The sequence below is a fragment of the Exiguobacterium sp. s64 genome (genome assembly GCF_018618035.1).
GTDB lineage: Bacteria > Bacillota > Bacilli > Exiguobacteriales > Exiguobacteriaceae > Exiguobacterium > Exiguobacterium mexicanum_A.
This window is the reverse complement of sequence record NZ_JACSLH010000003.1, coordinates 173381-191042: the sequence shown is the minus strand read 5'-3', so window position 1 is coordinate 191042 and position 17662 is coordinate 173381. Positions and strand designations below refer to the sequence as shown.

Sequence of the window (17662 nt, the reverse complement as noted above, 5' to 3'; positions counted from 1 at the left end):
AGAGAGGTTGCTTGGCTTTTTTTCAGATGAGTCGATATTTTTTGAAGCTATTCGCGAGCCCGTCTTGATCACACGCATCCGTCACGTCGTCCGCGACACGCTTGACCTCGGGTTTGGCGTTGCCCATGGCGACACCGACCTCGACGTATTCGAGCATCTCGATGTCGTTCAACCCGTCCCCGTAGGCGAACGTCTGCGCTCGCTCCAACCCTAGATGTTCGAGCAACGTCGCAATCGCCGTCGCTTTATTGACGCCCGGGATGGACAGCTCCCCACTGTTGGCCCCGAATACGGCGACCGTGCTCGGGATGACGGTGAAGCGGGATGCGAACTCTTGTTGGATGACGTCGAGCGGGACAGACGAGCCGAGGAACGAGATTTTGTTCACGTCGGGACGGACGAGGTCGACCCCTTCCATCATTGCGTCATGAAACGGCTTCAAGCCGCGTTCAATCGTCGCGCTCGCTTCCGGATTGTTCGCCATCAACTCGTCGATCATCGTCGCCACCCGTGCCTTGGCGTTGCCGCCGGCGAACAGGCCGTCGTTCGACTCGAGATAGAAGTCGATGCCGTGTTCGGTGAAGAACGAGATGAGATGACTCAAATCATCGACGGAGACTTGTTGATGGTACAGCACTTCCTCCTCGAGCTCGATGTAGCCCCCGGCTGCCCCGATGATGCCGTCAAAGCCGACGTCGAGAATATCCGAGAACAGCTCGGCCTTCGAGCGCCCGGTCGACAAGAAGACGAGATGGCCGTTCTGTCGCGCCTTCCGGACGGCCTCTTTGGCCGATTCCGGGATGTTGCCGTGGTCATCGACGAGCGTGCCGTCGACGTCTAGAAAGATGATGTGTTGCATAATGTCCTCCTTTTTGTCCTGAACACAAGAAAAACCTAAACTAGACGCAACATGTGCGCCCAGTTTAGGTTTTGCCTGGTCATCCAGTAACAATCCTGATGTATGTCGTTTTCCCCTCAAGCATACCGCTCGCACATTTCCTTTGTCAAAGCTGTCGTTGTTGCCGCACGTCGGCCCGTGGCGACAGCCCGAACAACCGGGCATACTCGCGGCTGAACTGCGATTGACTCTCGTAGCCGACCTGGAACGCCGCCTCGCCCACGTCCGTCGCCTGCATGAGTAACAACCGTCTCGCCTCTTGGAGCCGTAACTGCTTTTGGAACTGGAGCGGGCTCATCGCCGTGACTTCCTTGAAATGACGGTGGAGCGTTGAGACGCTCATATTGGCGACGCGGGCCAACTCTTCACTCCGAATCGTCTCGTTGAAGTTCGCGATGATGTGGTCGATGACGCGCTTGATCCGGAACGCCTGACTCCCCTCGAACGCCAACTGCCGCAGCATCTCCCCGTTCGACCCTTGCGCCACCCAATACAGGAGTTCGCGCTTATAGAGCGGTGCGAGTGCCACATGATCCGGTGTGTCGACGAGGCGGAGCGCGACATCGAACAACGCCTCGTCGGCATCGGCGATATACATGCCCCGCCTCACGTCACGCGGTTCGGTCAGCTCGACGTGCCCGACGGCATCGATCAAGTCGTCAATCGTCAACTCAAGTTTCAGCGCCACGTATGGGACGTCAGCGCTCGCTTTCGTCACTTGTCCCGTCACAGGCAAGTCGACCGAAGCGACGAGGTAATGCCCGCCTTCGTAGACGAGCCGTTCGTCACCGAACAACATCTCTTTCCCACCCTGCAGGATTAGGCAAAATGACGGTTCATTGACGCGAGTGATCGGCTCGGTCACCATCGATTCATGGATGAACGTCATCGCCGGGACGATCGTCGGATGCACCCCGTCCCCCGGTATGTGTCGTGTGATGACGTCAATCAGTTGCAGTCGTGTCTCGATGTCGTCCATCCTCCCTCAGTTTTCTCCCCTTCAGTATACGGTAGATCGTTTTCTTGGACGAGGCCTGTCCAACCTGTTGAGAGGATTAGGCAAAAACACGACATGAACGCGCTAACACTCGCCCCACATCTCGCGTCATACTGGTGGCAAAGGAGGGGAATCGACATGGAAAAGACGTATCACGTGACGGTCGAACGCGGCTTCGCGACATTTCTCACCCGCTGTGCGCATTACGCGCTTGCCCATAACGTGGCGGTTCGGCTCGATTCATTCCAACTCGAACCGACGCCCGAGGCACTTGTCGAGGCGCTAGCGCTTCCAATCGGCACCCATACCGAATTACGATTGACCGTCAACGACGACAGCACCGTGGATGAGTTCGAACGGTTCCTCTCCACGTATCAACTTTGAAGGAGGCATTTTCGTGGAATACGTAAAACTTGGCAATACGGGACTCGACGTCTCAAGGCTCTGTCTCGGCTGTATGGGCTTTGGCGACGCGAACCGATGGATTCACGACTGGGTACTCGATGAGGCGGCGACCCGTCCGATCATCAAACAAGCACTCGACCTCGGTATCAACTTTTTTGACACGGCGAACATCTACTCGAAAGGCACGAGCGAGGAATACGTCGGACGTGCGCTTCGGGATTATGCGAACCGGGACGAGATCGTACTCGCAACAAAAGTTCACGGTCGAATGCACGACGGTCCGAACGGTGGCGGCTTATCGAGGAAGGCGATTCTGTCGGAAATCGACCATAGCTTGAAGCGGCTCGGCACCGATTACGTCGATCTGTATATCATCCACCGCTGGGACTATGACACACCGATCGAAGAGACGATGGAGGCGCTCCATGACGTCGTCAAATCCGGGAAGGCCCGCTACATCGGTGCATCGGCGATGTACGCCTGGCAGTTCCAAAAAGCGCTCCACGTGGCGGAACGGAACAACTGGACCCGGTTCGTGTCGATGCAGAACCATTTGAACTTGATTTATCGGGAAGAAGAGCGTGAAATGTTGCCGCTTTGTCGGGAAGAGAAAATTGGGGTCACACCGTACAGTCCGCTCGCCTCGGGGCGCTTGACCCGCGACCTATCGACCGTGACCCACCGCTCCGAGACGGACGTGATTCAACGTTCGAAGTATGACGCGACGATGGACGCCGATCGGCTCATCATCGAGCGGGTCGCCGCCATCGCTGAGACGCGGGGGATCACTCGTACCCAAGTCGCCCTCGCCTGGCTCCTTCAAAAAGACACGGTCACGTCTCCAATCATTGGCGCCACGAAAGCACGTCATTTGGACGAGGCCGCCCTTGCGTTGACCGTCACGCTGACAGCGGACGAGATCGCTTCGCTCGAAGAACCGTACATCCCACACGCGGTCGTCGGTGCGATTTGAGTCAAAATTCAACCTCAAGTCGTATGGGCGTGCTCCTTGCCGTCGGGTAAAGTAGACAGAGATGTCATATACGCAAGGAGAACCGATTCATGGAACAATGGATTCAACAAATGATTGAGCAGTTCGGTTATTGGGGCGTCCTCTTCCTCATCTTTATCGAGAACGTCTTCCCACCTATCCCGTCCGAGCTCATTTTAATATTCGGCGGCTTCTTCACGACGACGACCACGCTTACACCCGTCTGGATGATTCTCGCCGCGACGGTCGGTGCGGTCATCGGAGCTATCGTTTTGTATAGCGTCGGATTATTTTTCGACAAGGAGCGTCTCGAGTCATGGGTCGCACGTTACGGCAAACGTCTCTATTTGAAAGTGGATGACGTCCGCATGGCCGATCGCTGGTTCGACCGCTTTGGACCGAAACTCGTCTTTTTCGGTCGATTCGTCCCCGTCGTCCGCAGCCTCATCTCGATTCCGGCCGGCATGTCGAACATGCCGTTCGTCAAATTTTTGATGCTGACGACACTCGGGACGCTCATTTGGAACACGGTGCTCATCTTTGTCGGCGTGTACGTCGGGGAGAATTGGCAAGTGTGGCTCGGCCATATCGAGACGTATTCGCATGTCATGTATGGCGTCCTCGCCGTCATCCTTCTCGGACTAGGCGCTTTCATCGTCCGGGTCATCTGGTCACGTCACTCTGAACAGCGTTAAGTTTGCACACTCCGAAATCGATTCGGAGTGTTTTTTTGTGGAATCGCAGTTTACCCTCTTGACTTTAAGTTCTTATGACCTTAAATTAAACATATAGAGTTCACACGAACTTAAAAAGGAGGAATTATTGTTGACATTACTCATCGCCTTTTTGGCACTCGTCATCTTCATGCTCGCACTTGACCTCGGGGTGTTCCACCGCAAGGCACACGAAGTCTCGCTCCGCGAGGCATGGACATGGACGTTCGTCTGGATCGGAATCGCCATCGCGTTCGGCGGTTGGTTGTTCTACTCGCAAGGCAGCACGGTCGCGACGGAATATGCGAGCGTCTACTTCATCGAGAAGGCACTCGCCATCGATAACGTGTTCGTCTTCTCGCTCGTATTCGCCTACTTCGCGATTCCGCTCAAGTATCAGCACAAGGTGTTGTTCTGGGGCATTCTCGGGGCAATCTTCTTCCGGGCCGTCTTTATCGTGGCTGGCGTCTCGCTCTTAGAGAACTTCGGTTGGGTCTATTACGTGTTCGGTGCCTTCCTCATCTATACAGGATGGATGATGTTCAAGAACATCGGTAAGGACGAGTCGCTCGAGGAGAACAAGACGATTCGTTGGCTCGAACGCCGCTTGCCCATCACGCAAGACATCTCGTCTGGTAAGTTCACGAAACGCATCAACGGCAAACTGTTCTTCACACCGCTGTTCATCGCGCTCATCTTCATCGAGCTGTCGGATATCGTCTTCGCCGTCGACTCGGTCGCGGCCAGCTTCGCCTACTCGCGTGACCCGTATATCATCTTCTACGCGAACATCATGGCGATTCTTGGACTCCGTAGCCTCTACTTCGTCCTCGCCAACTTGATTGACCGCTTCTACTACTTGAAGCACGGGCTCAGCTTCATGCTCGTCTTCATCGGAGCGAAGATGGTATTGGGCGACGTCTACAAAATGCCGATTTGGATGTCACTTGGCGCAATCGTCCTCGTCATCTTGATCAGTGTCGTCTATAGTTTCTATAAAACGAAACCTGGTCAGAAAAATCACGTATAACAAAAGGGAGACGTGCTAGCCTCCCAGGTGGTTCACTTCTCAATTGTGGGTAAACCTTTAGTCTAGCAAACACAGAAAAGGTGGTTACAAATGCTTGACCGTATGGGTGATGTGAGTATTGGACTCGTCTTCGGGATCGTGTTGATGCTTTTGTTCAACAGTCTTTGGGGACTTGGAGTCGGCGTGATGTTAGGAATCTTCTTCCTCATCGCACCGCGCTCGACAAACCGCCGTACTAGAAAATGTATACCGCAGACACGCTAAACCGGGGCACACGCCTCGGTTTTCTTATGTATACTGGGGAAAAATCATTTAGGAGGTCACATGGATTATTCAACGACAGAACTGACGGAAGCGAAACGTCAAATCGATTCGATTCTCCATAAACTGAACGAGACGGTGACGACGCTCGAAGCGAAAAACGAACCCGCCCGTTACAAGTCCCAACTGATACTCGCCAAACGTCGCATTCAGGCGTTGACGATTGCCGTCGACTTGATTGAGGAACAACTCGCTACCGACACATGACAACAGCGGCCGATCATTCGGCCGCTGTTGTTTGTTGTTCGGCTTCTTCTGCCGCTTTCGCTTCCTCTTCTTCTTGTTCTAGCTCTTCGATCAATCGCTTCATCTCGGCGATTTCTCGTTCTTGCGCTTTGATGATCTCTTCTGACAACTGTTTCACGCGCGGGTCTTCGATTTCCGCCCGTTCGCTCGTCAAAATGGCGATGGAGTGGTGCGGGATCATCGCTCGCATCCAACTGACGTCATCGACCGTCGTCTGGCTCCGGACGAGCCATAACGACAAGCCGAAGACGAGCGCGCTCACGCCCAAGATGATGGCGTTCAGCTTCTTGTTCTTGTACATGCCCCACATGAACAGCAACATGACGAACGCCATGACCGAGCCCATGATGAGCGCCATGTACAGACGCGTCTGACTGAAGAAGATGTGGTCGAGTTGGAACACGTTCAAATACATGAGCCAGTACATGAGGAACGTCGACACAAGAATCATCACTCCGAATTTCGCATAAGGTTTCATTGTTCTCTCCTGCCTTTCTATTTATTTGCTTCTACGTATTCCTTTGCCTATTCTTTTTTCGTTAAAACCCCATGATTCATCTAGTCGAGCGAGCGTTCCTACCATTTCACTTCTTTTTCACAAACAGGGGCTATACTGTCAAAATGGACTTTGCCGACAAAGGAGACATCAAGACGTGTTAAAAAACCTGCAAGACCTGTTGACAGAGCTGAAACAGCTTGTGACATGGACGTATTTAGACAATCCTGCCGAAACGATGATTGAAGGCATTTCCTTCTCCTCCAAAGAAATTAAACAAAATTTTTTATTCGTCTGTATATCAGGGTATCGACGTGACGGTCATGACTACGTGAACGAGGCAATCCACAACGGGGCCGTCGCCATCATCGCCGAACGTCCGATCGAGGCCCGGGTGCCTGTCATCTACTGTAAAGATACGAAACATGCATTAGCTGAACTCGCCAGTGCGTTCTATGACCATCCATCGACGCGACTCCGTCTTCATGGCGTCACCGGGACGAACGGAAAAACGACGACGACCGTCCTGGCACATCAACTGTTCGACCAACTCGGCATATCCGCCGGCTTGATTGGCACACTCGGTATCACCTATTCCGGTCAGACGTTCGAGACACCGAACACGACACCCGATTCGCTAACCATCCACCGCCACCTCCACACCATGATCGAGGCCGGCGTGACGGATTGTCTGATCGAGGTATCTTCCCAATCCATCGCGGAGAGACGTATCGCGAACTTGTCATTCGAGACGACCTCGTTTCTCAATCTGTCGCACGACCATTTGGATTACCACGGCACGATGGAGACGTATGCGTACACGAAAGCCCAATTGTTCGCGCAATTATCGGATGTGGGTTGCGGCATCGTCAATGGTGACGACCCGTATCATGAGCTCATGCGGTCCGTCGCACCACCTCACGCGAGGCGGTTCAGGTTCAGCCGTCATTCGTCAGTAGCCGATTTAACCGGTCAGACGGAAGCTGACCGTTTTATCGTTCGTATGGACGGAGAGACGGCGTTGTCTGCGCCCCCGTTCCTAGAAGACTATAACCTCGACAACACGTTATGTGCGATCAGTATCGTCCTTCAAACGGGTGTCTCTTTAAAAGAGATTGTCCCTCACCTCTCGAACTTAACCTTGCCGAGCGGGCGACTCGAGAAAGTGTCGGGCATCACGACACCCGTCTATATCGACTACGGACATACTCCGGATGCCATTGAAAAAGTCGTGACATCGCTAACGGCCCGTCATTCTCGTGTGCTCGTGTTACTCAGCGCCGCCGGTGAGCGAGACCGGATGAAACGTCGGATGATGACCGACGTGGTCGCTGTTTCAGGCGCCGACTTCATCTTGACCGTCCATGACCCGCGCCATGAAGATCCCCAGCAAATCCTCGACGATTTAGCGGATGGACAGTCTGCCGAACTCGCCCATTTCGACAAGCGCGAAGAAGCCATCCGTTTCTTCTGTGAGCGGATGGTAGACTATGACTGTGGGGTCCTGTTCGGGAAAGGACATGACCACGTCGAGCGCATCGAAGACCTCCTCGTGCCGTTCGATGAATCGGAGCTTGTCCGACAGTTCTTTACAAGGAGAACGTAGCACGACTCTCGAAAGTGGTAGGAACGATGGACGAAAACAAAAGGAGGACAACAGATGAACATCTTGATTGTCGATGACGAAGTAAAAATGAGACGGCTCCTCCGCTTATTCCTCGAAGGGGACGGCTACACTTGCATCGAGGCCGCGGACGGACGAGAAGCCATGGAGCTGCTATCTGAACGTCCGGACTTGGTCATGTTGGATATCATGATGCCCGGTGTCGACGGGATCACGTTGTGTCGCCAAATCAAAGCACTCGACGCCGAACTACCTGTCGTCTTATTGACGGCCCGCTCGGATAGCGAGACGACGATCCGCGGATTGGACGCCGGGGCTGACGACTATGTCACGAAACCGTTCGAAGGCAACGTGTTGTTGGCCCGGATTCGCGCAGTGTTACGACGGAGCCGCGTCACGAATGTGAATTATGGACAATTGCGCTATGAAGAAGCGAGCGGACGCATCCTGTATCAAGAACAAGAAGTCGTCATGACGCCAAAAGCGACGGCCATCTTAAAATTGTTTCTGCAACATCCGAACCGGTTGTACAACCGGATGGATTTATATGACCTGGTATGGCCTTATTCGTCCGAATCGGACCCGCGCACGGTCGACGCCCATATCCGTATGATTCGTGACAAACTCGGCGAGGCCGGCTTCCCAATTGACGACTATTTGAAGACGGTGTGGGGACGCGGGTATCGCTGGAGCGAGGAGCGGTCGGACTCATGACGTTCCGACGCAACAGCCTCCCGTTCCGAATCAGCCTGATTTTTTTGTTGACGACATTGCTGATTGAAGGTGTCTTGTTCTTATTGCTCTACCATACGCTCCTCGGTGAACGTGTTGTCGAAGAAATCGACCGGCTCGAATCGAGAGCGGAAAGCCATGCGAGCGTACTGGCGATGAGTTTTGATGAAGAGACGATTGGTCACGTCGCGACGATGGAGAGCGAGACCGATACGAAAGTCGCCATCACCGCTCCCGACCACTCGATTCTACAAACATCCAACCGCTTCCCCGACCCGCTCTCGGTGCTCGTCCAAACGGAAGCAGAGCGAGGGGATGCCGATGTGACGACCATCCTCGAAGACGATTGGGAGAACGAACCGTATCTCGCAGTACGGACCCCGATTGATGCGATGGAAAATGACACCCGTTACGGGTATGTGTATATGTTTCTACCGACCGAGATCATTCATGGCATCAGCCATCGGCTCCAACTCCGGTTTCTTTATATCACCGGCATCGCCCTCGTCATCACCATCATGACGTTCGTCTTGCTGAGCCGGTTGATTTCAAACCCGATTCAGCTGTTGCGCCGAGCGACCGAGGATGTCTTGACGAATCCCGAAACGTTGACCCTGCCGACGTCTCGAGAAGATGAGATCGGCGAGTTGGCCCGTTCAATTGAAGCGATGTCGCTTGAACTGGATCGTCTCCGGAAAGAACGAAATCAGTTCTTGTCGGACCTCGCCCACGAGATTAAAACGCCGCTCACGTATCTGCAAGGATATGCCGAAATCGCATCCAAACCGCAGACGCCAGAGTCGTTAAAAGAACAGTCGATTCAGACGATTCTCGAAGAGAGCCAAGCGTTGACCGAGCTCGTCGAGAACGCGTTCCAGCTCGCCCAGTTGGACGAGAACACGTTCACGTTGCATCGCGAACCCGTGGCCGTCGATGCGCTCTGCGACGATTTGCAACGCGTGCTCACCACGATGTTCCGAGTGACACCGATCGCGTTTGCTAGTAGCACCGATTGCTCCTCCAAGGACGTCGTCTTACAGTTAGATCGACATCGCATCTTACAAGTGTTCCGCTCCATCGCCCACAACGCGATTCAACATAGCGAGGCACGCCACGTCCGATTCGATATGCAACTTACGGATGAAGCACTTCACTTCACGATTCAAGACGATGGGAAAGGTATCCCTCAAGAAGATCTGCCTCACATCTTCGATCGCCTGTACCGGGTCGAAAAATCACGTTCCCGTCGTACGGGTGGCAGTGGACTCGGGCTTGCCATCGCCCATCAAATCATCCGGTTGCATGACGGTACGTTGACCGTCGCCTCTGATTCATCTGGGACGATGTTCACCATCACTCTTCCGCCCCACTAAAAAAATCCGGCACCTGAGCTCAGGCGCCGGATTTTTTTCATTTCACTTTCCCTGCTTGCAACAGTTGCGTCCATTCCTCGTCTTCAAAGACGTACACACTGTTATCCGATGTCGCCAGCAACAATCGTTCCGCTTCCATCACGAGTTCAATCGGGACGTTGTCACCGTTCATCGACGGCAAGTCGATGGACGTCTCCGTCTCGTCGGTCAAATCCGAGACCACAAGATCGAACGAGGTACCTGTTTTAGCGATATACGCCAGTTGTCCTTTTGCCGCGGCCATCGTGACGATGTTTCCTTGATCATCGAACGGCTCGAACGTATCTCCCCCGTCATCTGAAACGAGGATGCCATCTGGGCCATAGACGAAGACGCGTTTCGGTTCGCTCGCATCGGCCGTGATACCGGCGATGCCACGACCTTCGATCCCGTCCATCTTCATCGGCTCAAACGAGACACCACCGTCGAGCGAACGATAAAATCCTGGCGCGAGCTCTTTTGTCGCTTGTTCTAAATAGACGTAAATACTTTCTGTTTCATAGCCTACGCTCATATAGTGAAAATCGGCCTCGCCCTCTAGCGAACGAATCTCGAGCGTCTCGCCTTTCTCGGTTCCACGGACGACGCCGAGCGGATTCTTATACGGCGAATCCAGCGCCGGGTGACCGCTCGCGTAAAAGCCGTCGACGACGAGCTCGAAGCCCATATAGTCATGCCGGTTCGACGACAACTCGTACCAGCCGTCTTCCCTGAATTCCATCAGTCCCGTATGCGTCGCGATGACCGGGCGTCCGTCTTGCCAAAAACCGGCACCATGGATATGCGAGACTTCGGTGTCTGCTGCTGTCGCTTCCCAGCGGTCCGTCGTCTGTTTGGTTGTCGATTTCTCTTTCTCAACAACCGGTGCAGTGGTCTGATTCTCTGTCGGATCCGCACCGCACGAGGCAAGTAATACGGTCGTCACGAACATCGGTACGAATAGCTTTCGTTTCATTCTAGTTCCCTCCATTTTTAGCATCCTACTCATTATAGAGACTAAAGATGAAAGAATTGTTAAAGTTTGAGCGTCCGGGCATTGAGCGCGACGATGACCGTACTGAGGCTCATGAGCACGGCACCGACGGCCGGAGACAAGATGATGCCCATCGGTGCCAACACACCTGCCGCGAGCGGGATGGCAACGATGTTGTAACCGGCGGCCCACCATAGATTCTGAATCATCTTGTTGTACGTGTTGCGAGACAAGTCGAGAATCGACAGCACGTCTTTCGGGTTGCTCCGGACGAGGACGATATCGGCCGTTTCGACGGCGACGTCGGTCCCGCTTCCGATGGCGATGCCGACGTCCGCTTGGGCCAAAGCCGGCGCATCATTGATGCCGTCCCCAACCATCGCCACTTTGCTGCCGTCGGCTTGGACGGTTTGCACTTGCCGGGATTTATCGTCTGGTAGCACTTCGGCGTAAACTTCCTTGATATGAAGTTGCGACGCGACCCAATCGGCCACTTTCCGGTTGTCCCCAGTCAGCATAATCGAGCGGACGCCCCGATCTTTCAAGGCACGGACCGTCTCTTTCGCTTCATCGCGGACCATGTCCGCCAAAGCAATCATACCGACCAAGTCCCCGTCGCGAATCGTGAAGACGACGGTTTTGCCGGCTGCGGATAACCGATTGAACGCCGCTTCGTCGATTGAGAGCTCGTGCTCCCGAATATAGCGGGGACTGACCACTTGGACGTGTGCTCCGTCCACGCGACCTTCCAGTCCGACACCCGTGATCGAGGCGAAATCGACGACTTCTGGCAACGTCAATTTGCGTGCTTCCGCTTCACGAAGAATGCCACGTGCGAGCGGATGTTGCGATGCCGTCTCGACCGCGGCGGCTAGACGCAACACGTCGTCGTTCGTATACGAAGATATGGCCTCAATGTCTGTCACCCCGAAGTCACCTTGTGTCAATGTGCCCGTCTTATCGAAAATGACCGCATCGAGATGACGCGCCTCTTCGAACTGGGTCCGGTTCCGAATCAACAGCCCGCGTTTCGCCGAAAGAGCCGTCGAGACCGCCACGACGAGCGGAGAGGCAAGGCCGAGCGCATGCGGACATGAGATGACCATGACGGTGACCATTCGCTCGATGGCCATACTGACCGGGTAACCGAGAGCGAGCCAAATGACGAACGTCAGCACACCCGCCCCGACGGCGATATAGAACAACAGCTTGGCGGCCCGATTGGCCAAATTTTGCGTTTTCGATTTGGATTCCTGCGCTTCTTTGACCAAGTCGATGACTTTCGACAAGTATGTGCTCTCCCCCGTGCTCGTCGTTGCGATCGTCATACTGCCCTCCTGGTTGATTGACCCGGCGATGACGACATCTCCCGTTTCTTTCTCGACAGGCATCGATTCACCCGTCAGCATCGACTCATCGACCGTCGTCCGCCCTTTCAGCAATTCCCCGTCGACAGGGATCTGCTCGCCCGGTTTGACGAGAATCAAATCTCCGGCTGCTAGCGCCGAGACGGGAACGTCTTCGATATCACTCCCGTTGATGCGGTGCGCCACACTCGGTAATAGACGAACGAGCTGTTGCAACGCGTTCGAGGCACCCATGATGGAGCGCATCTCAATCCAATGCCCGAGCAACATGACCACGATCAACGTCGCCAACTCCCAAAAGAAGTCATGTCCATGCCCATACCCGAACACGATGGCGACACTATAGAAGTACGCGACGCTGATGGCCAGTCCAATCAGCATCATCATCCCCGGGTTTCGTTGACGCAATTCGTCGATGCTCCCTTTCAAAAACGGCCACCCTCCATAGACGTACACGATCGTCGCCAACACGAATAGCGTCTGCTTTTCATAAGGAAACGTAAGTTCGAAACCGGCCCACTCTTGAATCATGTCCGACAAGATGAGGATTGGAATCGTCAGTCCTAACGAGACGAAAAATCGACGTTTATACTCTTCAATCATCCCTTCATGTCCGCCGGTGTGCGAGTCATGCGCTTCTCCGTGTTCATGATGAGATGACGCGTGGTGTGAATGTTCCACGTTGACCACCTCCTATGTATACCATATACCCCTATATAGTATATAAAAACTAAATTTTCCGTTTAACAAAAATTTCATAAGTTGTTGGTATAACTAAATAAGCTCTCGCTTTACCTAGAAAGGATGATGCCTTATGAGCCGCGTCATGAAATGGATCATCGGGATGGTTATCGTAAGTATCGTGATTGGACTGCTCCTCCTGTTGTTCACGTTCGCTCCTGGAGGCTGGATGATGGGAAACGGATCATTCATGGGAGATCGGGACAATGGCGGCATGATGCACGGCAATGGTGGGATGGGACGTGGGAACACGATCGACCTCATCACCTCCGACGAACCAGCTCAACCGCTTCCGATTCCGAAACGGCTACAACCTGACCGCGTCACAGACGAGGCGCTTTATTATACGGTCCGCACTGAACGTGGCGAGCATCGCTTCTTCGACGAAGGCGTCAACACCGAGACGCTTGGCTATAACGGGACTTTACTCGGCCCAATGATTGAGTTGCCGGCTGGGAAGACCGTGTATATCGACACGATCAATCAGCTCGCCGAACCGACCTCTTTCCATTGGCACGGTCTCGTCATCCCTGGAGAAGAAGACGGCGGACCGCACCAACTGATTGGCCCCGGTGAGCAAAAACAAGTTCGTCTCGAGATTGACCAAGAACCGGGCACGCTTTGGTTCCATCCGCATCCGATGGGCGCAACGGCCGAACAAGTATACCTTGGTCTGGCCGGACTCTTGTACGTAACGGACCAAGCGGAGAACGGGTTGCCAAACGAGTACGGTGTCGATGACATTCCGCTCATCGTCCAAGACCGTCTCTTCACAGACGACGGACAACTCGATTACGATCGCCAGATGAACGTCGATGGGACGGTCGGCGATACGTTGATTGCGAACGGTGCCATCAATACGACGTTCGACGTGACCACGAACACGTTACGCGTCCGTCTCGTTAACGGCTCTAACGCTCGGAACATCGACTTCTCATTATCGAACGGATCGTCATTCACTCAAATCGCGACCGACGGCGGGTTGCTCGACAAACCCGTACCACTCAAAACGTTGACGCTCACACCTAGCGAACGTGCCGAGATATTAATCGACTTCTCAGACTTGTCGCTCGGAGACGATCTCGCTCTTCAAGCGGATGGGATTCCGTTCACGACGTTCACGGTGCGTGACGAGGTCGATCAAGACGGCGAATGGAGCGATGCCTTTGACGGAACGTCTGCGTCTAACGAATCAAGCGTTGCCGACCGACGCCTCACGTTGTTCGGGATGGGCAACATGGTGTCGATTGACGGCAAACAATTCGATCCCGATCGAATCGACATCAATGTCCAACAAGGTTCGACCGAGATATGGGAAATTTATAATCGAGAAGACATGATGGGCGGGATGACCCACCCGTTCCACGTCCACGGCGTCCAATTCCGGATACTTGAACGGGACGGCCAACCCCCGCCTGACAACGAACGCGGTTGGAAAGATACGGTCGCTGTCGCACCGGGCGAAAAAGTAAAAATTGAAATGACGTTTCGGGAGACAGGGACGTTCATGTATCACTGCCACATCCTGGAACATGAAGAAAACGGGATGATGGGACAGTTGAAAGTAAACTAATCACACGTTAATTGGAGGGAATAGGAATGAAGATAAACAAAAAACTTGGAATGATGACGATGGCACTCTCACTGAGCGGTTTGCTCGTTGCTTGCGGCGAAGATGAAACGACGAATAATGACACGAACATGAATGACCAGATGGAAGAGACGATGGACGGGAACGACCATTCAGGAATGGATATGTCCGGGTCTGGTGACGTCCCCGAAGGCTTGAAGTCAGCGGAGAACCCGACGTTCGCGGTCGGTGACAAGGCCATCATCACAGAAGCCCATATGCCAGGTATGGAAGGAGCCGAAGCGACGATTGTCGGTGCTTACGACACGGTCGTATACAGCATCTCGTATGATCCGATGCATGGGGGTGAACGTGTCGAAGACCATAAATGGATTATCCATGAAGAAGTCAAAAACGCCACGACCGAACCATATGAGGTCGGCGATGAGATCGATGTCGAGGCTGAACATATGGAAGGAATGGGCGGCACGACGGCAACCGTCGATTCGGCTGAAAGGACGACCGTCTATATGGTCGACTTCACGTTAGAATCAGGTGAAGAAGTGACCAATCATAAATGGGTCACCGAGGAAGAACTGTCGGCACCATAATCGAAATATTCATCTGAACGTGGTCACGCCTTCTCCGTAAGGACAGGCAAACTAAGCCGAGGCTCCTGCCTCGGTTTTTCTTATGTATAGGAGCAAGCATTTAAGGAAACAACTGACAAAAATAATTGATTCTCATCGGTCTTTTTATTTAGGCCAAACTAATTAAAATTACCCTGTTTTTCAAAAGCTAAACTATGAGAAATCGGATTTTTTTTGAATATTAGGCATATATTCTTTTACCAACAAAACGTTGTATGTCTCAATTACGTTGGTACAACTCGACTTTTCCCACTACACTGTCGTTTTCATAACGATTATACTTTTTTGAAATATAAATGACATATTAGAATCTATTTTTTGATGGTAAAATTTTTTTGTAAGGTAATTATCATTGTTCTGTCGCATTGTTACATAATTGAAAGGATTTACCATACTATGAAAAAACAACTGATGACGATTACATTAGGCGCCCTTCTTGTTTCCGGCTTGACACTTCCTGCTTCGACACCGGTAGAGGCAGCTACATCGTATAAAGTCAAAGTCACGACGAATGTCCTGAACGTGCGGAGCGGCCCATCGACGTCTTACCAAAAAGTCGGCAGTGCCAAACTCGGCCAAACGTTCACCTATCTCGGCGCGACCGGTTCATGGACGAAAATCAATTATAACGGCAGTACAAAATACGTCTCGAGTACATATGTAAAAAAATATAGCAGCACATCACTCCAAACGGCGACAGCGGGCAAGCTCCTCATGCCGACAAAAGGTACGTTGACGCAAGGGTACGGCCCGGCGAGCGGAAAATATGGCTACACGTTCCATAACGGCATCGATTTGGCGGCCGCCAAAGGCACGACGGTCCAATCGGCAGCATACGGCCAAGTCATCGTCGCCCGGAACTACGGCGCCTACGGCAACCACGTCATGGTTTCACACACGATCAACGGTCAAGCCTATACGACCGTCTACGCCCACTTGGACCGCTTGAACGTCGTCAAAGGACAGAAGGTCGCCAAGGGTGGGAAAATCGGTACGGTCGGCAACACCGGCAACTCGTTCGGGAACCATCTCCACTTCGAGGTCCATAAAAACAAATACGTCTATAGCAGCTCGACGGCTGCCAATAGCGTCAACCCATACACGTTCTTCTAAGCCTGACGCCTTCCTCGCATCCTCGAGGGAGGCGTTTTTTCCTAGAATCGAGACTGAATCGTCCAAGTGTCCCGATCATGACCGGTTTTTAGCTAGGCCTATGGGTGGTATAGGGAATTAAGCCGGAATATCGTATAATGAATGGGAATGCTACGCACTTACTTACTTTCATAATATAACCTTTGATGGAAAGGAGGTTCTCTCATGAATCGAAAGTCATTTTATCCGGCACGGCGAAATCATGGACGGTCCGCGAGCAGTCGATCCGTCGTGACGAAGCGCGCCCGCTCCCCTCACGCCTTCCCGATCGCCTCGCTCGTCGAAGAGGTGCAGGATGCCGTCTGCTATATCGACTTCACACGGAACCATCTGTATTCGAATGAACAACTCCGTGCCATCTGTCCGTCGATGGAGACCCGTCGCTTTCCAAGCACGGACGATATGACCCGTTTCTTTTATGAGACGCTCGAGCGGAACGGGGCCGATATGACCGACGTGACGCTGTTTTGGGATGAGCTGTTGACGAACCGGTTCGGCTGTTGCCCGAGCATGGATGCGAAGTCGCTCCGCATCGGCGAGCGGACGATGCAAGTCATTTCGAACTTCACGCACACCCCGCGTGGCGTCTTCATCATGTGGCGCGACATCACCGACTCGATCCGATTCGAGGAACAGAAGGATGCCTTCCTCGCCGAGCTGTCCCACGAGTTCCGCTCCCCGCTCACAGCCATCAACGGCTACGCCGAACTGCTCATGTACCAGCATAGCGACAACGACAAGACGCATGGGATGTTGACGCTCGTCAAACGAGAAGCCGAACGGCTCGAGCGACTCGTCGACAACTTCCTCGACTATCAGCGGGTGAACTATTCCGAAGAGCTATTGTCGATGTCGACGTTCGCCTTGCGACCAGTGCTCGAGGACGTCGTCGCCCACTACAAGGCGACTTCTCCCCAGCACGACGTCATCTTGTCAGCCGACGACGTGACGATCGAGGCCGACGAGGAAAAACTGTTGCAGTTGCTTCACAACTTGATTGGCAACGCCATCAAGTACTCTCCGGACGGCGGTACGGTCTATGTCGAGATGACGACCGAGGGCGACACGTACGTCCTGTCGGTACGGGACACGGGGATCGGCATCCCGAGCGACGCCATCCCGTACGTGTTCGACGAATACTACCGAGTCGACTCGGACGCCCACCGTCCGATCAAAGGGACTGGGCTCGGCCTCCGCATCTGCAAACGGATCGCCGAGGCACACGGTTGGGGCATTCACGCCGACTCGGTGTACGGAGAAGGGACAACGTTCTCCATCTATCTGTATTCCCACAGCACAACGAGTACGACGCTACTCACGGAACAAGAGACAACCGACTAAAAA

At 53.5% G+C, this 17662-nt stretch carries 18 protein-coding genes; 13 read left to right on the top strand and 5 right to left on the bottom strand.

The window, feature by feature from the left end; all coding sequences use genetic code 11:
- Positions 1 to 22: 22 nt before the first annotated feature.
- A complete protein-coding gene (locus KNP64_RS06960; RefSeq protein WP_214792274.1) occupies positions 23 to 859 on the bottom strand; it encodes a Cof-type HAD-IIB family hydrolase in 837 nt (278 codons plus the stop codon).
- A gap of 145 nt (positions 860 to 1004) precedes the next feature.
- Entirely contained in the window at positions 1005 to 1877 is an 873-nt protein-coding gene (locus KNP64_RS06955; protein WP_214792272.1) for an AraC family transcriptional regulator, read from the bottom strand.
- Positions 1878 to 2033: 156 nt separating this feature from the next.
- Here KNP64_RS06955 and KNP64_RS06950 point away from each other — a divergent pair, with 156 nt between their 5' ends.
- The 6 genes from KNP64_RS06950 to KNP64_RS06925 all read left to right on the top strand — a co-directional run bounded on the left by KNP64_RS06950 (position 2034) and on the right by KNP64_RS06925 (position 5562).
- Positions 2034 to 2279, top strand: coding sequence for a hypothetical protein (locus tag KNP64_RS06950; RefSeq protein WP_214792270.1), 246 nt, complete (start codon positions 2034 to 2036; stop codon positions 2277 to 2279).
- A gap of 13 nt (positions 2280 to 2292) precedes the next feature.
- Positions 2293 to 3273 carry an aldo/keto reductase gene (locus tag KNP64_RS06945; protein ID WP_214792268.1) on the top strand — a complete coding sequence of 327 codons (981 nt, stop codon included), beginning with the start codon at positions 2293 to 2295 and terminating at the stop codon, positions 3271 to 3273.
- 89 nt (positions 3274 to 3362) lie between these two features.
- Positions 3363 to 3986 (top strand): DedA family protein, encoded by a 624-nt coding sequence (locus KNP64_RS06940; RefSeq protein ID WP_214792266.1) that lies wholly within the window; start codon positions 3363 to 3365, stop codon positions 3984 to 3986.
- A 130-nt stretch (positions 3987 to 4116) separates the two neighbouring features.
- On the top strand, positions 4117 to 5034 hold the full coding sequence (locus KNP64_RS06935; RefSeq protein ID WP_058764751.1) for a TerC family protein: 918 nt from the start codon (positions 4117 to 4119) through the stop codon (positions 5032 to 5034).
- Between the two features lie 90 nt (positions 5035 to 5124).
- Positions 5125 to 5298 (top strand): hypothetical protein, encoded by a 174-nt coding sequence (locus KNP64_RS06930; protein ID WP_214792264.1) that lies wholly within the window; start codon positions 5125 to 5127, stop codon positions 5296 to 5298.
- A 60-nt stretch (positions 5299 to 5358) separates the two neighbouring features.
- On the top strand, positions 5359 to 5562 hold the full coding sequence (locus KNP64_RS06925) for a hypothetical protein (protein ID WP_214792262.1): 204 nt from the start codon (positions 5359 to 5361) through the stop codon (positions 5560 to 5562).
- 13 nt (positions 5563 to 5575) lie between these two features.
- Here the strand turns inward: KNP64_RS06925 and KNP64_RS06920 are convergent, their stop codons facing one another.
- On the bottom strand, positions 5576 to 6079 hold the full coding sequence (locus KNP64_RS06920; RefSeq protein ID WP_214792260.1) for a DUF305 domain-containing protein: 504 nt from the start codon (positions 6077 to 6079) through the stop codon (positions 5576 to 5578).
- 175 nt (positions 6080 to 6254) lie between these two features.
- On the opposite strand from KNP64_RS06920, the gene KNP64_RS06915 reads away from it, so the two are divergent.
- From KNP64_RS06915 to KNP64_RS06905, 3 genes are read left to right on the top strand one after another with little or no spacing between them, the layout of a single operon-like run.
- Positions 6255 to 7703 (top strand): UDP-N-acetylmuramoyl-L-alanyl-D-glutamate--2,6-diaminopimelate ligase, encoded by a 1449-nt coding sequence (locus KNP64_RS06915; RefSeq protein ID WP_214792258.1) that lies wholly within the window; start codon positions 6255 to 6257, stop codon positions 7701 to 7703.
- 54 nt (positions 7704 to 7757) lie between these two features.
- Positions 7758 to 8435 carry a response regulator transcription factor gene (locus KNP64_RS06910; RefSeq protein WP_214792256.1) on the top strand — a complete coding sequence of 226 codons (678 nt, stop codon included), beginning with the start codon at positions 7758 to 7760 and terminating at the stop codon, positions 8433 to 8435.
- Positions 8432 to 9826, top strand: a complete 1395-nt coding sequence (locus tag KNP64_RS06905) for a sensor histidine kinase (protein ID WP_214792254.1) — start codon at positions 8432 to 8434, stop codon at positions 9824 to 9826. The genes KNP64_RS06910 and KNP64_RS06905 overlap by 4 nt, the downstream gene beginning before the upstream one ends.
- Positions 9827 to 9863: 37 nt before the next feature.
- Here the strand turns inward: KNP64_RS06905 and KNP64_RS06900 are convergent, their stop codons facing one another.
- Both KNP64_RS06900 and KNP64_RS06895 read right to left on the bottom strand, forming a co-directional pair.
- Positions 9864 to 10820 (bottom strand): F510_1955 family glycosylhydrolase, encoded by a 957-nt coding sequence (locus KNP64_RS06900; RefSeq protein ID WP_214787753.1) that lies wholly within the window; start codon positions 10818 to 10820, stop codon positions 9864 to 9866.
- 59 nt (positions 10821 to 10879) lie between these two features.
- Positions 10880 to 12736, bottom strand: coding sequence for a heavy metal translocating P-type ATPase (locus KNP64_RS06895; RefSeq protein ID WP_371815307.1), 1857 nt, complete (start codon positions 12734 to 12736; stop codon positions 10880 to 10882).
- Positions 12737 to 13019: 283 nt separating this feature from the next.
- Here KNP64_RS06895 and KNP64_RS06890 point away from each other — a divergent pair, with 283 nt between their 5' ends.
- The 4 genes from KNP64_RS06890 to KNP64_RS06875 all read left to right on the top strand — a co-directional run bounded on the left by KNP64_RS06890 (position 13020) and on the right by KNP64_RS06875 (position 17659).
- Positions 13020 to 14519, top strand: a complete 1500-nt coding sequence (locus KNP64_RS06890; protein WP_051627673.1) for a multicopper oxidase family protein — start codon at positions 13020 to 13022, stop codon at positions 14517 to 14519.
- A 26-nt stretch (positions 14520 to 14545) separates the two neighbouring features.
- Complete coding sequence (locus tag KNP64_RS06885; protein WP_214792252.1) at positions 14546 to 15127, top strand: YdhK family protein; 582 nt, start codon at positions 14546 to 14548, stop codon at positions 15125 to 15127.
- A 435-nt stretch (positions 15128 to 15562) separates the two neighbouring features.
- The gene (locus tag KNP64_RS06880; RefSeq protein WP_029594720.1) at positions 15563 to 16279 is read left to right on the top strand and encodes a peptidoglycan DD-metalloendopeptidase family protein; all 717 of its coding nucleotides are present in this window, start codon (positions 15563 to 15565) and stop codon (positions 16277 to 16279) included.
- Positions 16280 to 16483: 204 nt separating this feature from the next.
- Positions 16484 to 17659, top strand: coding sequence for a sensor histidine kinase (locus KNP64_RS06875; protein WP_138858802.1), 1176 nt, complete (start codon positions 16484 to 16486; stop codon positions 17657 to 17659).
- The last annotated feature ends 3 nt before the right edge of the window (positions 17660 to 17662 follow it).